We start from the raw sequence: 14,337 nt of genomic DNA, 5'->3' as shown, positions 1-14,337 counted from the left end.
GAGCGGTACTGAAATGAGGAGGGAGAGATGAGCGGTACTGTCGTAAGACCCAAGAAATCTGTAGCCCTTTCCGGTGTGGTCGCCGGGAATACCGTCCTGTGTTCGGTGGGCCAGTCAGGCAATGATCTGCACTATCGCGGCTATGACATCCTTGATCTGGCCGAGGCCTGCACCTTCGAAGAGATCGCACATCTTTTGGTGCACGGCACCCTGCCGGGCGCGCCCGAACTGCGGGCCTACAAAGCGAAACTGAAGGCCCTGCGAGGCCTTCCGAAAGGCGTGCGCGAGACATTGGAGGCAATCCCTGCCGCCGCGCATCCGATGGATGTGCTGCGCTCGGGCGTTTCGGCGCTTGGCTGCGTGCTGCCCGAGGCGCATGACCACAATATCCCCGGAGCGCGCGACATCATCGACCGTCTGATGGCGGCTCAAGGCTCGATGCTGCTCTATTGGCACCACTTTGCCCAGAACGGCCGTCGCATCGAGGTGGAAACCGATGATGACACCATCGCCGCGCATTTCCTGCACCTTTTGCATGGGGGCGCACCCAAGGAGGCGGAAGTGCGGGCGATGCAGACCATGCTGAATCTCTATGCAGAACACGAGTTCAATGCCTCGACATTTGCTGCGCGCACCATCGCGGGAACGGGATCGGATGTCTATTCCGCCATCGCTGGCGCCATCGGCGCGCTACGTGGGCCGAAACATGGCGGGGCCAACGAGGTCGCGTTCGAGATCCAGAAACGCTATGACAATCCCGATGAGGCCGAGGCTGATATCCGCGCGCGGATAGAGCGCAAGGAGGTCATTATTGGTTTTGGCCGTCCGGCCTATACCATCGCCGATCCGCGCAATGTAGTGATCAAACGTGTGGCGAAGCGGCTGTCAGACGACGCTGGCAGCCCGAAAATGTTCGACATCGCCGAGCGGATCGAAAAGGTGATGATGGACGAAAAGCGGATGTTCCCCAATCTGGATTGGTATTCCGCTGTCTCTTATCACCTGCTTGGCGTGCCGACCTCGATGTTCACGCCGATCTTCGTGATCTCGCGTACGTCCGGCTGGGGTGCGCATGTGATCGAGCAGCGGCAGGACAACAAGATCATCCGCCCCTCGGCGAACTATATCGGGCCGGACAACCGCGCCTTCACCCCATCGAAAAACGCGGGCTTCTGACCGCACCCCGGCAGGAGGCCTGAACCATGCCCTATCTGATCGCAGACGATCTGCCGCTTGCGCCGGCGGGCCAGAGCTTCCGCGCGGCCCTGTCGCGCCCCGGCATTCTGCGCCTGCCCGGCGCGCATAACGGCCAAGCCGCGCTTCAGGCCAAAGCCGCTGGCTTCGACGCGCTCTATCTGTCGGGTGCTGCCATGACTGCCAGCATGGGCCTGCCGCTGCTGGTCGATGGCGACACCGGCTATGGCGAGGCGCTGAACGTCATGCATATGGTGCGGGTGTTCGAGGAGGCCGGCGCAGGGGCCGTGCATCTGGAAGATCAGTTGTTGCCCAAGAAATGCGGCCATCTGAACGACAAGAAACTCGCCGGCGCGCAGGACATGGCGGCCAAAGTCGCCGCCGCAGCCCGCGCCCGGCGCGATCTGGTGATCATCGCCCGCACCGATGCGGCCGCCAGCGAGGGTATCGAAGGCACCGTCGCGCGCGCAAAACTCTACGTCGAGGCCGGAGCGGATGCCATCTTCCCCGAGGCGCTCACATCCGTCGAGATGTTCAAAGAGGTCCGCGCGGCGCTGCCCGGCGTCAAGCTGCTTGCCAATATGACCGAGTTCGGCCGCACTCCGGCGCTGACGGCGCAAGAGTTCCAGGATCTCGGCTATGACATGGTGATCTGGCCGGTCTCGTCGCTGCGGGTGGCCAACAAGGCGCAGGCGAAACTTTACGCGACGCTGGCCCGCGATGGTGCAACCACCGCGATGATCCCCGAGATGCAGACTAGGTCCGAACTTTACGACACCATCGGCCTCAATGCCTTCGAGGCGCTGGACGCAAACATCGCCCTTTCCGTCGCACCCTGATCCGATCACCGCCGTCCCGTCCTGAACCTCCGGGCGGCGGTTTCGCCTGGGCGGGTGCCGCCGTTCCGGCCCCATCCCTGAAGCCTGTAGGCCATCGTGCCGATCACAACGGACCGGGCAGCGCGAAGATGCGCCGGAGCCTAAGCGTTGCCGGAATTTCATCAATGTGGTGCTGGAACTGCCTGAACGATTCGATTCAGTCGGGCCCCGCAAGGTCATGGTTCTATCTTTCCGGAGGCACACATGATCCCAGTTCATGTGTCGATGAGATAAGATCATTTTCTCTCAACCAACGGCTCGGGTATAGAGGCCGGGTTGCTTATGAAGGCAGTCGGTTTGATGGCCGTTGGCCGAGTGAGCCGGAGAAGAACACGGGGCGCCCTGAGCATTGCAATCAGGTTGGTCCCGGTCACTAGGATGCCAGATCATGACTGACAGACAGTTTGCATTCTCAATAACGACAACCCCGTTCGACGAAGATTATTGCCCTTCGGACAGTACGCGGATCACGACGAATTTTGCTAATCTGGCGCGGGGAGAAAGCTGTCGCGAGAACCTGCGCAACGCGTTGACGATGATCGACAATCGCTTCAACGCTCTGGCGCATTGGGACAACCCTACAGCGGATCGTTACTCTGTCGGGCTGGAGATCATTTCCGTTGCAATGAGCCTTGGCGCTGAAGGCACGAGTGACGCATTTCCGCTGATCGAGATCCTGAAAACGATCATCCTTGATCGGAAGACCGGCGCGCGGATCGAAGGAATCGTCGGAAACAATTTCTCATCCTATGTACGCGATTATGATTTCAGCATTCTGCTGCCCGAATACAACCGGGACCGGACACAATTCAGCGCGCCGGACGGCTTTGGTGATCTGCATGGAAAGCTCTTCCGGTATTTCGTGAACTCGGCTGCCTATACGGCCAATTTCAGCAAGGCGCCGGTGATCTGTCTCAGCGTATCGAGCAGCCGGAGATATCGCCGCACCGACAACCATCATCCGATTCTGGGTGTCGAATATAAACAGGACGCGCTTTCCACGACCGACCACTATTTCGAAAAGATGGGGTTGCAGGTGCGCTTCTTCATGCCTCCGGGCAGCGTTGCCCCGCTGGCCTTTTACTTTGGCGGCGATCTGCTGAACGACTACAGCAATCTCGAGTTGATCAGCACTATCAGCACCATGGAAACATTCCAGAAAATCTACCGCCCCGAGATCTACAACGCTAACTCCTCAGCCGGTCAGATCTACCAGCCCAGCCTGAAGCATCAGGACTTCTCGCGGTCCCGAATCGTCTATGATCGGGAGGAACGCAGTCGGCTGGCCGTCGAACAGCGCAGGTTTACACAGGAGCATTTCATCAAGCCGTATCATGCTATCCTTGAACACTGGTCCGCCAGCACCTCGCTCTGACGACACCGAAATACAAGGTCACCGACGATGAACAAGTTGCTCCCCACCTCGACTGCCGGCAGTCTGCCCAAGCCCTCCTGGCTTGCCGAGCCTGAAAAACTCTGGTCGCCCTGGAAACTTCAGGGAGAGGCGCTGATCGAAGGCAAGCAGGATGCGCTGCGGCTGGCCTTGATGGACCAGCAGCAGGCCGGGATCGATATCGTCAGCGATGGCGAACAGACACGGCAACATTTCGTTACCACCTTCATCGAGCATCTCGACGGTGTCGATTTCGAGAAACGCGAGACGGTTCGGATCCGTGACCGCTATGATGCCAGCGTGCCCACGGTCGTTGGTGCTGTGGCGCGCCGCAAGCCGGTCTTCGTCGAAGACGCGCGGTTCCTGCGCCAGCAGACCCGGCAGCCGATCAAATGGGCGCTGCCCGGCCCCATGACCATGATCGACACGCTCTATGACGCCCATTACAAAAGCCGCGAGAAACTCGCTTGGGAGTTCGCCACGATACTTAATCGGGAGGCCCGCGAGCTGGAGGCCGCGGGTGTCGATATCATCCAGTTCGACGAGCCTGCCTTCAACGTCTTCTTCGATGAGGTGAATGACTGGGGCGTGGCTACGCTGGAGCGTGCTATCGAGGGCCTGAAATGCGAAACGGCCGTCCATATCTGCTATGGCTACGGCATCAAGGCCAATACCGACTGGAAAAAGACACTGGGGTCGGAATGGCGCCAGTATGAGGAATCTTTCCCCAAGCTGCAGAAATCCAGTATTGGCATGATCTCGCTCGAGTGCCAGAACTCCCATGTGCCGATGGACCTGATCGAACTTCTGCGCGGCAAGAAGGTGATGGTCGGGGCCATTGATGTGGCCAGCGAAGCCGTCGAGACCCCGGAAGAGGTGGCAGATACGCTGCGCAAGGCTCTTCGGTTTGTCGATGCCGACAAGCTTTACCCTTGCACCAACTGCGGCATGGCACCGTTGCCGCGGCGTGTGGCAAGAGGAAAGCTGGCGGCGCTAGGAGCTGGTGCCGCAATCGTCAGAACAGAGATCTCTGCCTGACATTCCAGACCTTATCTTGTCGCGTTTTGTTTTTAGAGGCAAACGCTGTAACCCTGCCGCAGGGTTTTCATGCTCGTTTGTGGCCTACCATCATCGTCGGATGCCTAGGCATTCTCCATCGCTTGTCCGCGGCGCTGGTCGGTTATGACATACCTGTTCGGATCGGGTTCGAGGCGACCGACAACTATCACAGACCCTTGGCGCATCATCTCGGACAGGCCGGATTCGAACTGAAGCTCGTTCCCTCTGTCGGTCTCGCTCGGACGCGCGAGACCTTGCACAACAGTTGGGACAAGAACGACCCGAAAGACGCTCAGGTCACCTTAGCTTCTGACTGTCAGTCACGCCGGACCGCCCAAGATCACGTAGAACGGCCGCCCATCATCCCCTGGAATGGCTGCCCACCATCAGCTGGAACACGCACATTGCGAAAGTCCACTGGCCGCATCGCCACGAAGATCTTCACCGGCCCAAAAGAGCGGCGCAGCGTTTTGCTGTCGATCGCCAGCACCCCCGCGCCACCGGCGCCGGGATCGTCGAGTAAGGCCGAGAACGTCCGTCCGAAGTCCACGCAGTTCTCCGCCCCGCAGATCGACGCGACGAGCGCAATCGCAAGGATATCTAGAAATTCGTGCTGCCGCGGATTCCCCCGTCGAAGGTCAGGGATCTCTCCAGGCGCATCTGCCGGGGCCATGTGTCCTCCTCCGGAGCACATGGCAGAATCCAGATCGACCCAAAAGGAAACCCCTTTTCTTCAAATGCGATTCCTCTGAGATCATGCTGCGGCACCTTCATCACCGTCCTCGGTGATGGGACGAGCCAATGCCTGCGCCACGGCACGAGAGACTGCGTCCGCCGCCGAGCGGACCGGATCGGTCTTCAGGTGGGCATAGCGGGCGGTGGTCTGCACCTGCGTGTGTCCGAGGAGCCGCCCGATCATCGTCAGGTCCTGCCCGAGCTGCAGGGCATCCGAGGCGAAGGAATGGCGCAGATCATGGATGCGGAGATCATCCAGCCCGGCGCGCTTGCGCAACCGTCGCCACGGCTTCTGCATGTCGGTGAGATGCTGACCCTCTTTGCGACCGGTGATGACAAAGGGGTTCCCATCAATCTTCGGGATGGCTTTCAGCACCTCGATCGCTGCCTTGCCGATCGGGACCAGCTTGGCGCCGGTCTTGGAATCCGGCAGGCGGAGAAGGCTATTGCGGTAATCGACGTAGCGCCATTTCAGGGTCTGGATCTCGCTGAGGCGACAGCCGGTCAGCAGCAACAGCCGGATGTAGGATGCGGCCTCGGGTTCGTCCTTCGCGTCGTTCAGAACCTTGCCGAGGCGTGCCAACTCGTCCGGGGTGAGATAACGCTCGCGCTTTTCCTCCCGGTATCGCTTCACCTTCCAGCAGGGGTTCACTCCGTCGGTGCACGCGCCCCAGGTATGGGCCACGGTGAACATCACCGAGAGGACGCCGAGGGTCCGGTTCGCCTGATAGGGGATATGCTTCATGGACTGGTGCAGCCCGACGACGTCGGCCCGGGTGATGTCGATGATGCGGTGGCTGCCGAATTTCGGATTGATGAACAGGTTGATGGACCGCTCGTACTCGCCATAGGTCGAGGCTTTGCAATGCAGCGCGACGTGATCGGCGAGGAAGCGCTTGCCGAACTCCTTCATGGTCGGGGACGCCTTTCTGCGATCACGCTCGCCGGCGGGATCAGCGCCGAGACGAACATCCGAGAAATACTTCATCGCCTCGGTGCGGGCCATTTCCGGTGTCATCGCACCATGCAGCCCGATGTTGACACGGCGCGACCCCTTCGAGGTCCTTGCGGAAAGAGGCTTCAAGCTCCTCCCTGCGGAGCACGTTCGTACTATCGAATCCGGACCAGGCCTTGAGGACATGATACGCCATCCGCTGAACTTCCTCGACGACAGCCGGCCTGTGTCGTCAGTGATCGACGAGGATCAGAAAACGATCCGGGGGATCGTTTTCCCGAGGAGGGGCACCGAGTTCACCGGCAAGGCGATCCTGAAGTGGGCCAAAGAGAACGGCGTCGAATGGCATTATATCGATCCGGGCAAGCCCCGGAAAAATGACTACATTCGGTCATTCAATAGCAGCCTGCGCGACGAATGCCTCAACGAAGAGAACGCAGTGTGAAATAGCTCTTGAATCAGCTCGGCTGGCATATTTTCAGGACAGGCCACACGAACGGTCAGATAGTCACCTGTTCGAGAACTGCAATTATAGGACCAGCCAATCAAATAGAATGGGACGCTTGCTGCAGCAGCTGCAAGGTCCGCCGCAAAGGACCTTCGCGGCGAAGAGATTACGATATGTCCGGTTGGCGAGGATCGAAACCATGGCGGTCCTAATGGCTGGTGAAAAATTCGCGCTCGGCCGGGCCAAACTGGACCGCGTCAAAGCGCACGCAGGCCGTGCCTTTGACCGGCGGGCCGGATTTCGTTTCAACCGACAAGTTGTTCTTCACCAAAGCGTGCATTACCGTCTCTTTCCCTTCGTCAATCGGGCCTCAGACAGAACTGCGCGGTCTCCAATGGTTGGAAGGTCAAGATCCGATTTCATCTGATTCCGGCAAGCCGACCCAAGCTCGCGCGTCCGACTGAACGCGGCGAGCTCAATCTTCGTAGTACGGCTCAGACACGAAGCGAGGCGATGAGTAAGCCGTGCGGAGCCACGGGCGCAGGTGCCGAATTCACATCGTGTTTCGGATGGCTCCGCTGATTTTGCCTAGTCATCTGCATGGTCTTCGTGGATATGGAACGCCATGTCGATCAGCATGTCGCTTACATGGCTGTCCGCCACTTCGTAGAAAACCTGCTTTGACCGACGCTCCCCTCTGACGAGCCTCGCACCTCTGAGCAGCCGCAAATGATGGCTGACCAACGTCTGCGATAACTCCAGATTCTCAACAATCTCGCCAACAGACCTTGGACCTGGCAGGCAAAAGAGCAGGATTCTCAATCTTGTGGGATCACCCAGCAGGCGGAAAGTCTCCGCCAATACGGTTACGTCGTGCTGCGTCAAGGATGGGGCTCGTTTCAATGCTCATGCTCCTGTCAGGCGCGGACGTGCTCATGGTCGTGTCCATCCCCATGCGCGTGGCCCGTCGGAACAGGGGGTTGGGACAGACTGCATGCTTCCGCTTCGTCATTCCAGTCGATAGCGATAGTCGCATGTTCGATCATAAACTGTGACTTCAGTTCATTCTCGATTCCGCGCACGATCAAGCGAGCATCGACATCGGCAGCCGGTCGCACATGCATCGTGGCCAAGGTCCGCCCGGAGGTGATCGACCAGACATGGATGTGGCTTACGGACGCCACGCCAGGGATATTTTCGACGAGATGACGCTGAATCTTTTCGGGCGTCGCGTTGTCGGGTGCACCCTCGAGCAGGATATGGATCGACTTGCCGAGAAGGCCCCAGGCGCTGCGCAGGATCAGCAGGGAGACAACCACCGACAGGATGGGATCGATCGGGGTCCAACCCGTGTAAGAGATCACGATGGCTGCTGAAACCGCACCCACGGAACCGAGCAGGTCACCCATGACATGAAGGGCGGCGCCCTTGATGTTGACGTGTTCGCTATCGCCGCGCGTCAGAATCCAGAACACCAGAATATTGATGAGAAGGCCGGCGATGGCAACACCGAGCATCGGTCCCGCCAAGATCACGTGCGGTTCCTGGAAGCGCTGCCAAGCTTCATAGACAATCCAGACGACGATCGCAAACAGCGTGATCGCATTGATGAAACCGGCAAGGACCTCGAAACGCAGATAGCCGAAGGTTCGCCTGGAGTCGGCCGCGCGCCGTCCGAACCGAAAGGCCGCATAGGCCAGCGCCAGCGCACCCGCGTCGCTCAACATATGTCCGGCGTCGGCAAGCAGCGCCAGCGATCCTGAGATCAGACCGCCGATCACCTCCACGATCATGAACGTGAAGATCAGGAAAAACGAGAGAAGTACCTTGCGCTCATTATCGCCCGTGACGGTCGGCGCATGGGAGTGATCGTGGGAATGGTCATCGTGAGAATGACCATGGCTGTGTGAATGGGACATTTCAGGGCTCATCAGTTTGACATGAACACATGAATAAGTGTTCATATGTTTTATGTCAACCGCTCCGCTAGCAATTCGTCCCAGCTGGCAAGGCCTACGGCGGCGTAGCGGGTCACTCTTAGCCCATGCTTCCGGCAAAGCTCGAACGTGGGCAAACCAGCCTCCTGTTCCTTGATCATCCCGATAATCTGCGCTTCGGTAAAACGGCTCTTCCTCATCTTGTCTGCTCCTTCAGATTGGGCAGATTCTACATCACGGCGAAGGAACTTCCGGGGGGCAGGTCAGGACCTATATTCTTGAGTGCCGGCGGGCGGGATGCTTCAAACTCCCGACTTGGGGAGGGATCATGAGCGAACTTTACTGGCTGACAGACGCGCAGATTGAGCGGCTGCGGCCGTTCTTTCCGAAGTCCCGGGCAGGCCGAGGGCCGATGACCTGCGGGTGTTGAGCGGGATAATCTTCATCCAGCGCAATGGGTTGATGTGAAAGGTCGCGCCTGCGGCCATGCCCCGCCGAAGACGCTCTGTAACCGCTGGAAGCGGTGGAGCCGGATGGGCGTGTTCGCCACGATCATGACCGAGCAGGCTGCCGGAGCGCAGGAGACCGGGATCGTAATGATCGACGCGACCCACGCCAGGGCCCATCGAACCGCATCGAGCCTGGCGGTTCAAAAGGGGTCGCCGACGGCTGATCGGGCAGACCAAGAGGCGGTCTGAACCCGAAACTGCACGTCCTAGCGGATGCAAAGGGCCGTCCGATCCGGATGTTCCTGTCGGCAGGCCAGACCTCCGGCTACATTGGCGCGCGGGCGCTGCTTGCAGACCGGGGTCATGATGCCGGCTGGTTCCGCAACGCGCTGATCGGGACGGGTATTTCGCCGGGCATCCCCCCCCCCGCACCGGCCGGAAAACCTCGATCCCGCATGACACCGGACTCTACCGCCTGCGCCACCGGATCGAGAACATGTTCGCACGTCTCAAGGACTGGCGCTGCATCGGAACCCGATACGATCGCTTGCTGGTTCTGGCTTAATTCAGCAGCCGTTCTGGTTCATCTGTTGCACTCCGGTGAACTGTTGCTATTGAGGGCCAGTTCGCAGTGCTGCGCGGGCATGTGGTATCTGGCGCGCCCTTTGGTCTTTTGTTCCGTCGGGCGCACATAGCCGGGCCTCCATGATCCGCGCGCAGCAAGCTCTGGTCAGATTCCGACCAGTGGCCAGCCGACTGCACCCACAAAACCGGCGGACTGCAGGGGTTCGTCGGAAATTCATTTGGCCGTCTCTGGCCGATCCGGCATGTGGATTTGGGGTGTGATGGGCGCATTGACCAATGTCTTCATGGGCGTACGGCAGTCGCTGATGTGGAGTGTCATGCGCATTGTTCGCGACCGACAGATAGCCGAGGATCTGACGCAGGAAACCTATATCAGGGCGAAGAAGGCGATGGATCAGGCCCCGGTCGAGCATGTCGAGGCCTTTCTGCACCAGACTGCCCGCAATCTTGCTGTTGACCATCTGCGCCGGAAAGGAACCCGCTCGCGGATCGAGGTAGCAGATGCCGATTCGCTTGCCATGCAGCATGTTGCAGAGGATGTCCTTTCGATCGAAGACGCGATCATCGAGCGACAACGTTTTGGCCTTTTTGCGCAGGCGCTATCGGGCCTTCCGGAACGTGCTCGGACAGTGATGATCCTCAGCAGGGTCGAAAACTGGCCCAACCGTCGGATCGCAGAGCATCTGGGTATTTCGGAGAGAACGGTTTTCAGTGACCTGAAGCTTGCCATGGGGCATTGCCGTGATGCTGTGGCGCGGTATGAAAAACCGTGATCGCCCGAACCGGTATAAGCCCGCCTTCACTCGCTTGCTGGTATTTTTGCCGGTTTTGAACCTGGGGAACGTCAAGGTAACGGAGGCCCGAGCCGGACATGGGTGAGAAAGTGCACGAACGGACCGAGGGGACGGAAAAGGACTATGTCCATGAGGACCCGGCGGTCGATGCTGCGCTGGACTGGTTTGGCAGGCTTCGTGAAGCTGAAGGGGATCCGGCCGTGCTGGCCGAATTTCGGCATTGGCTCGATCAGGATCCCCGGCATGAAAGCGAGTTTCGCGATCTGGAGGCAATATGGGGATCCACTGCCTTCCTGAGGGCGGTGAAGTCCTTGCCGCCTTCTCACTCCGATGACCCGGCACCTGCCTTTCGGCGCAGCACGCACCGCTGGTCCCCACGTGTCGCCGCTGCGGCTGTGGCTGCGGTCGCGGTTTTGGCGATCTGTGCCTGGCAATCCCCCAAGCTGATGCTCCGGTGGCGGGCCGATTACATGACGGTCGCCGGAGATCGGTCGACGGTTATGCTTCCCGATGGATCGACGATGATCCTCAACACTGATACCGGCGTGGATGTCGACTTTCAGGACGGTCGCCGAGACATTGTTCTGCTGCAAGGCGAAGCCTGGTTCGATGTCCAGCATGATCCGGCACATCCGTTCCGCGTCTCTGGCGGCTTCGGTCAGGCGGTGGTCAAGGGTACGACATTCGCGGTCCGGCGTCGGCCGGATCGGGATGAGATCGTTCTTGAAACTGGGCGGGTCGATGTCTCATGCCTTTGTGACAGCGCCGAACAGATCAGGCTGCAGCCGGGTGAGGCGGTGACGGTTACAGATGCCGGGCCTCTTGCAGCCTTGCCCGCCAATCCCGACCGTCTTCTGGCCTGGCGCGAAGGCCGGATCGTATTCGAGGATGTCCGCCTCGGTGATGTAGCCGACGAACTTGCCCGCTACTATGGCGGCAGCATCCTTGTTGTCAGCGACCGTATTGGCGACCTTGTCGTCACCGGCCACTATCGCCTCGACAATATTGAGGGTGCGATCCGGACCCTGGCTGACGCCGCGGGAGTGAAGATAACCCGATTGCCCGGCGGCCTCATAATCCTGAGATAACTTATAAACTATTTTTGCCGGTTTCGCCCCTCTGCTGCGTCTAGGTAGCAGAGGGTAACGACAGGCCTGCTGCCCTCATGAGCATGAGAGGACAGTAAAAACATGGTCAGGAAGACTGCGGTGACATCGCGTCATGCAACGGGATCAGGGCTAAAGGGCAGGCGCCTGCTGGCGCTGCTTCTGTTGTCGACGGTTTTCGGTGGGGTGCTGCCCTTCAACGGGCATGAGGCTTATGCACAACAGGCAGCGAATGAGGCCGTGAGTTTCCGGATTCCGGCGCAGCCGCTTTCCTCGGCTATCGATGCGTTCATCCGGCAAAGCGGCTGGCAGATCAGCTATTCTTCCGCGCTTGTGCGAGGCAAGATGTCGCCCGGGGTGAACGGTAACATCGCCCCCAGATCAGCACTGCAACGTCTGGTTGCGGGCACGGGTATTTCGGTAAGCATCGCTGGCGCTGGATCCGCTGCGCTTGTTGATCTGCCGGGAGTGGCGGTCAGCATCCCGGATGATGGTGCGATCGTGCTGGACCCCATAGTGATCCAGAGTTCGGGTGAAAGTGCCTGGGGGGCTGTCCCCGGCATTGTCGCCACGCGGTCGGCTACAGGTACCAAGACCGATGCGCCCTTGATCGAAGTGCCGCAATCCATCAGCGTGATCGCGGCGGACGAAATCAGGCAGCGGGGGGCAGAATCCGTAAAGGATGCCGTCAGATACAGCGCGGGGGTCGGTGCGGGCGGTGCCAGTAGTTCGCTCCGGTCCTTCGATAACATCGAAGTACGTGGCTTTGCGCCTACTCCGCTTTATCTGGATGGAACATATCTGCCTTATATCGGGGACTCCGGAGGCTCGCCGCAGATAGATCCTTATCTGCTGGAGCGGGTAGAGGTTCTCAAAGGGCCTTCGTCGGTGCTTTATGGGCAGAACTATCCCGGCGGTATGGTCAACATGGTCAGCAAACGGCCAACCGAGACGCCGCTGCGCGAGGTTATCGTCGGTTCCGGGTCCCATGACCGGGCCTATGCCGCATTCGACTTTTCCGGGCCGGTTCCCCGCAGTCGCGACTTTTCATTCCGCTTTACGGGCGTTGCGACCAGAACCGGCACGAATATCGACTATACAAACGAAAAGCGCGTCATGATTGCGCCGTCCCTGACGTGGAAGCCGCAGGATGGAACGGAACTCACCATCCTGACCCATTTTCAGAAAGACAGCGGCAGGCCGGATTATCGACCGCTGCCATATGTGGGGACAGTTGTGTCCAGTCCGCTTGGCTATATAGACAAGGATTTCTTTTCGGGTGAGCTGGATTACAATAATTACGACAGGAAGCAGAGCGTAATCGGCTATGATTTCAGGCATGAATTCAGCGACAGGCTTTCGCTTCATCACAGCGCGAAATACATATATGTGGACGACTCTTACAAGACCTTTTTCAGCAATGGTTATGTCACGACAGACGGTGTGACCGATTATACAATGCTGAATCGCAATGCCTATGATTACGCATCAAAGAATACGGTGTTCGCGGCAGACACGAACCTGCAACTCAACCTCAAGGCAGGTGAGGTAGAGCATAACGCCATCGTCGGCGTCGACTACAAGTGGTTCAAGAATGACTACTGGGGTTATTATGGCTGGGGAAACACGCCCATCAGCATCACGAATCCACAATATGGAACCTTCAACCGGCCGGTTCTTGGGGCGCGGTGGGACAACAGAATAAGCCAGCTTGGCTTTTATGCGCAGGATCAGATCAAGTGGGACAAGTGGGTTCTGACCCTTGGCGGACGCTACGATATCGCCCGGCAGGAGGATCACGATACCATGAACTCTGTCGAGACCGAAAAGACCAACCGGGAATTCACTTATCGTGCCGGGCTGACGTATCTGTTTGATAACGGATTAGCCCCCTACGCAAGCTATGCGACGTCGTTCATGCCATATTCTGGCTTTGACGGGAATCAGAACCCCTTCAAGCCCACCACCGGGCAGCAATATGAGATCGGGGTGAAATATCAGCCAGCGGGTCAGAACGCGTTCATTTCACTTTCTGCCTATGACCTTAAACAACAGAACGTCCCGAGTTGGGATCAGCTTGGCGTTGCGCATCAGACCGGGGAGATCCACGTCAGGGGGGTAGAGCTGGAGGCGAAAGCGACGCTTCTCGACAGTCTGGATATTATTGCTGCGGCTTCATACACGGATTCGGTTTATTCTGAAACCGAGGATGATACACAGGGTAACAAGGTCCGGTATATGCCGCCGGTCTCGGCCTCGCTCTGGGCCAAATACAATTTTCACACCGGGCCGTTTGCGGGTCTTGGTGTCGGGGCGGGTGTTCGCTATTCTGGCAGTGGATATGGTGATGATGCGAACTCGTTCAAATATCCGTCCTACACTGTCTTTGACGCCAATCTGTCTTATGAGTTCGGATCCCGGAATCCCGATCTTGACGGTTTGCTGCTGAATGTGACGGCGACAAACCTGTTCGACAGGCGTTATGTGTCCGGGTGCAGCTATCTGAACGGCTGTTTCTATGGTCAGGGCAGGACGATTGCGGCTAATCTCAACTACAGGTTCTGATAGATCGCAGCCCCATCTATTCATCGGTGAGGTTGCGGATGGTTTTTCGAGAAATTTCATGAACCTGGAGAGCGGCTTGCGCAATTCCCGAACCGGGTTTCCGTTTCGAACGGGTTCCGGCCGTTTTCTTTCTCGCGCTGTTCGCAGGCTATCACGTCGCCGTAGCAGGGTAGGTAGGGGGCATCGCCAGAGCCGCCCATGCGCTCGGCAAGACGGGCATTGCGGCCACTCCGACTGTA

Annotated in this window: 12 protein-coding genes and 4 pseudogenes; 10 read left to right on the top strand and 6 right to left on the bottom strand. The window is 58.8% G+C overall.

What is annotated here, in order from left to right; translation table 11 throughout:
- The first annotated feature begins 27 nt into the window (after positions 1-27).
- The 5 genes and pseudogenes from prpC to F8A10_RS15110 form a co-directional block, all read left to right on the top strand.
- On the top strand, positions 28-1,176 hold the full coding sequence (gene prpC, locus F8A10_RS15130; protein ID WP_152367766.1) for a bifunctional 2-methylcitrate synthase/citrate synthase: 1,149 nt from the start codon (positions 28-30) through the stop codon (positions 1,174-1,176).
- 26 nt (positions 1,177-1,202) lie between these two features.
- Complete coding sequence (locus tag F8A10_RS15125; RefSeq protein WP_152367765.1) at positions 1,203-2,033, top strand: isocitrate lyase/phosphoenolpyruvate mutase family protein; 831 nt, start codon at positions 1,203-1,205, stop codon at positions 2,031-2,033.
- A 427-nt stretch (positions 2,034-2,460) separates the two neighbouring features.
- Positions 2,461-3,447: a DUF1852 domain-containing protein gene (locus F8A10_RS15120; RefSeq protein WP_152367764.1), complete on the top strand. Its 987-nt coding sequence runs from the start codon at positions 2,461-2,463 to the stop codon at positions 3,445-3,447.
- Between the two features lie 27 nt (positions 3,448-3,474).
- Positions 3,475-4,503, top strand: coding sequence for a methionine synthase (locus F8A10_RS15115; protein WP_152367763.1), 1,029 nt, complete (start codon positions 3,475-3,477; stop codon positions 4,501-4,503).
- A gap of 143 nt (positions 4,504-4,646) precedes the next feature.
- A pseudogene (locus F8A10_RS15110) lies at positions 4,647-4,829 on the top strand (IS110 family transposase); the annotation flags it as partial.
- 35 nt (positions 4,830-4,864) lie between these two features.
- Here the strand turns inward: F8A10_RS15110 and F8A10_RS21155 are convergent.
- Positions 4,865-5,197 carry a hypothetical protein gene (locus F8A10_RS21155; RefSeq protein ID WP_193668339.1) on the bottom strand — a complete coding sequence of 111 codons (333 nt, stop codon included), beginning with the start codon at positions 5,195-5,197 and terminating at the stop codon, positions 4,865-4,867.
- Between the two features lie 81 nt (positions 5,198-5,278).
- A complete protein-coding gene (locus F8A10_RS15105) occupies positions 5,279-6,265 on the bottom strand; it encodes a tyrosine-type recombinase/integrase (protein ID WP_227493443.1) in 987 nt (328 codons plus the stop codon).
- A 232-nt stretch (positions 6,266-6,497) separates the two neighbouring features.
- Between F8A10_RS15105 and F8A10_RS15100 the strand changes: the two are divergent.
- A pseudogene (locus F8A10_RS15100) lies at positions 6,498-6,647 on the top strand (integrase core domain-containing protein); the annotation flags it as partial.
- A gap of 223 nt (positions 6,648-6,870) precedes the next feature.
- On the opposite strand, the gene F8A10_RS21745 reads toward F8A10_RS15100, so the two are convergent.
- The 4 genes and pseudogenes from F8A10_RS21745 to F8A10_RS15085 form a co-directional block, all read right to left on the bottom strand.
- Entirely contained in the window at positions 6,871-7,002 is a 132-nt protein-coding gene (locus tag F8A10_RS21745; protein ID WP_264675556.1) for a hypothetical protein, read from the bottom strand.
- Between the two features lie 248 nt (positions 7,003-7,250).
- Positions 7,251-7,547: an ArsR/SmtB family transcription factor gene (locus F8A10_RS15095; RefSeq protein ID WP_454557386.1), complete on the bottom strand. Its 297-nt coding sequence runs from the start codon at positions 7,545-7,547 to the stop codon at positions 7,251-7,253.
- A 32-nt stretch (positions 7,548-7,579) separates the two neighbouring features.
- Entirely contained in the window at positions 7,580-8,581 is a 1,002-nt protein-coding gene (locus tag F8A10_RS15090; RefSeq protein ID WP_152367761.1) for a cation diffusion facilitator family transporter, read from the bottom strand.
- A gap of 119 nt (positions 8,582-8,700) precedes the next feature.
- Positions 8,701-8,799: pseudogene (locus F8A10_RS15085) on the bottom strand (transposase); the annotation flags it as partial.
- 128 nt (positions 8,800-8,927) lie between these two features.
- Between F8A10_RS15085 and F8A10_RS15080 the strand changes: the two are divergent.
- The 4 genes and pseudogenes from F8A10_RS15080 (at position 8,928) to F8A10_RS15065 (ending at position 14,098) form a co-directional block, all read left to right on the top strand.
- Positions 8,928-9,613, top strand: a pseudogene (locus F8A10_RS15080) (IS5 family transposase).
- Between the two features lie 280 nt (positions 9,614-9,893).
- Complete coding sequence (locus tag F8A10_RS15075; protein ID WP_227493442.1) at positions 9,894-10,406, top strand: RNA polymerase sigma factor; 513 nt, start codon at positions 9,894-9,896, stop codon at positions 10,404-10,406.
- A 98-nt stretch (positions 10,407-10,504) separates the two neighbouring features.
- Positions 10,505-11,515: a FecR family protein gene (locus F8A10_RS15070; RefSeq protein WP_152367760.1), complete on the top strand. Its 1,011-nt coding sequence runs from the start codon at positions 10,505-10,507 to the stop codon at positions 11,513-11,515.
- A gap of 102 nt (positions 11,516-11,617) precedes the next feature.
- Positions 11,618-14,098, top strand: a complete 2,481-nt coding sequence (locus F8A10_RS15065; protein WP_152367759.1) for a TonB-dependent siderophore receptor — start codon at positions 11,618-11,620, stop codon at positions 14,096-14,098.
- Positions 14,099-14,337 lie beyond the last annotated feature (239 nt).

Source organism: Paracoccus kondratievae, assembly GCF_009301415.1.
GTDB lineage: Bacteria > Pseudomonadota > Alphaproteobacteria > Rhodobacterales > Rhodobacteraceae > Paracoccus > Paracoccus kondratievae.
Note: the sequence above shows the minus strand (reverse complement) of the source record. Positions and strands in the feature narration are given on the sequence as shown.

What these genes read in the sequence shown, in the direction of transcription:
- F8A10_RS15075 (WP_227493442.1), top strand. Translation starts at nt 9,894, where the DNA reads ATGGGCGCATTGACCAATGTCTTCATGGGCGTACGGCAGTCGCTGATG.
- F8A10_RS15115 (WP_152367763.1), top strand. Translation starts at nt 3,475, where the DNA reads ATGAACAAGTTGCTCCCCACCTCGACTGCCGGCAGTCTGCCCAAGCCC.
- F8A10_RS15125 (WP_152367765.1), top strand. Translation starts at nt 1,203, where the DNA reads ATGCCCTATCTGATCGCAGACGATCTGCCGCTTGCGCCGGCGGGCCAG.
- prpC (WP_152367766.1), top strand. Translation starts at nt 28, where the DNA reads ATGAGCGGTACTGTCGTAAGACCCAAGAAATCTGTAGCCCTTTCCGGT.
- F8A10_RS15070 (WP_152367760.1), top strand. Translation starts at nt 10,505, where the DNA reads ATGGGTGAGAAAGTGCACGAACGGACCGAGGGGACGGAAAAGGACTAT.
- F8A10_RS15065 (WP_152367759.1), top strand. Translation starts at nt 11,618, where the DNA reads ATGGTCAGGAAGACTGCGGTGACATCGCGTCATGCAACGGGATCAGGG.
- F8A10_RS21745 (WP_264675556.1), bottom strand. Translation starts at nt 7,002, where the DNA reads ATGCACGCTTTGGTGAAGAACAACTTGTCGGTTGAAACGAAATCCGGC.
- F8A10_RS15105 (WP_227493443.1), bottom strand. Translation starts at nt 6,265, where the DNA reads ATGGCCCGCACCGAGGCGATGAAGTATTTCTCGGATGTTCGTCTCGGC.
- F8A10_RS15120 (WP_152367764.1), top strand. Translation starts at nt 2,461, where the DNA reads ATGACTGACAGACAGTTTGCATTCTCAATAACGACAACCCCGTTCGAC.
- F8A10_RS15090 (WP_152367761.1), bottom strand. Translation starts at nt 8,581, where the DNA reads ATGTCCCATTCACACAGCCATGGTCATTCTCACGATGACCATTCCCAC.
- F8A10_RS21155 (WP_193668339.1), bottom strand. Translation starts at nt 5,197, where the DNA reads ATGGCCCCGGCAGATGCGCCTGGAGAGATCCCTGACCTTCGACGGGGG.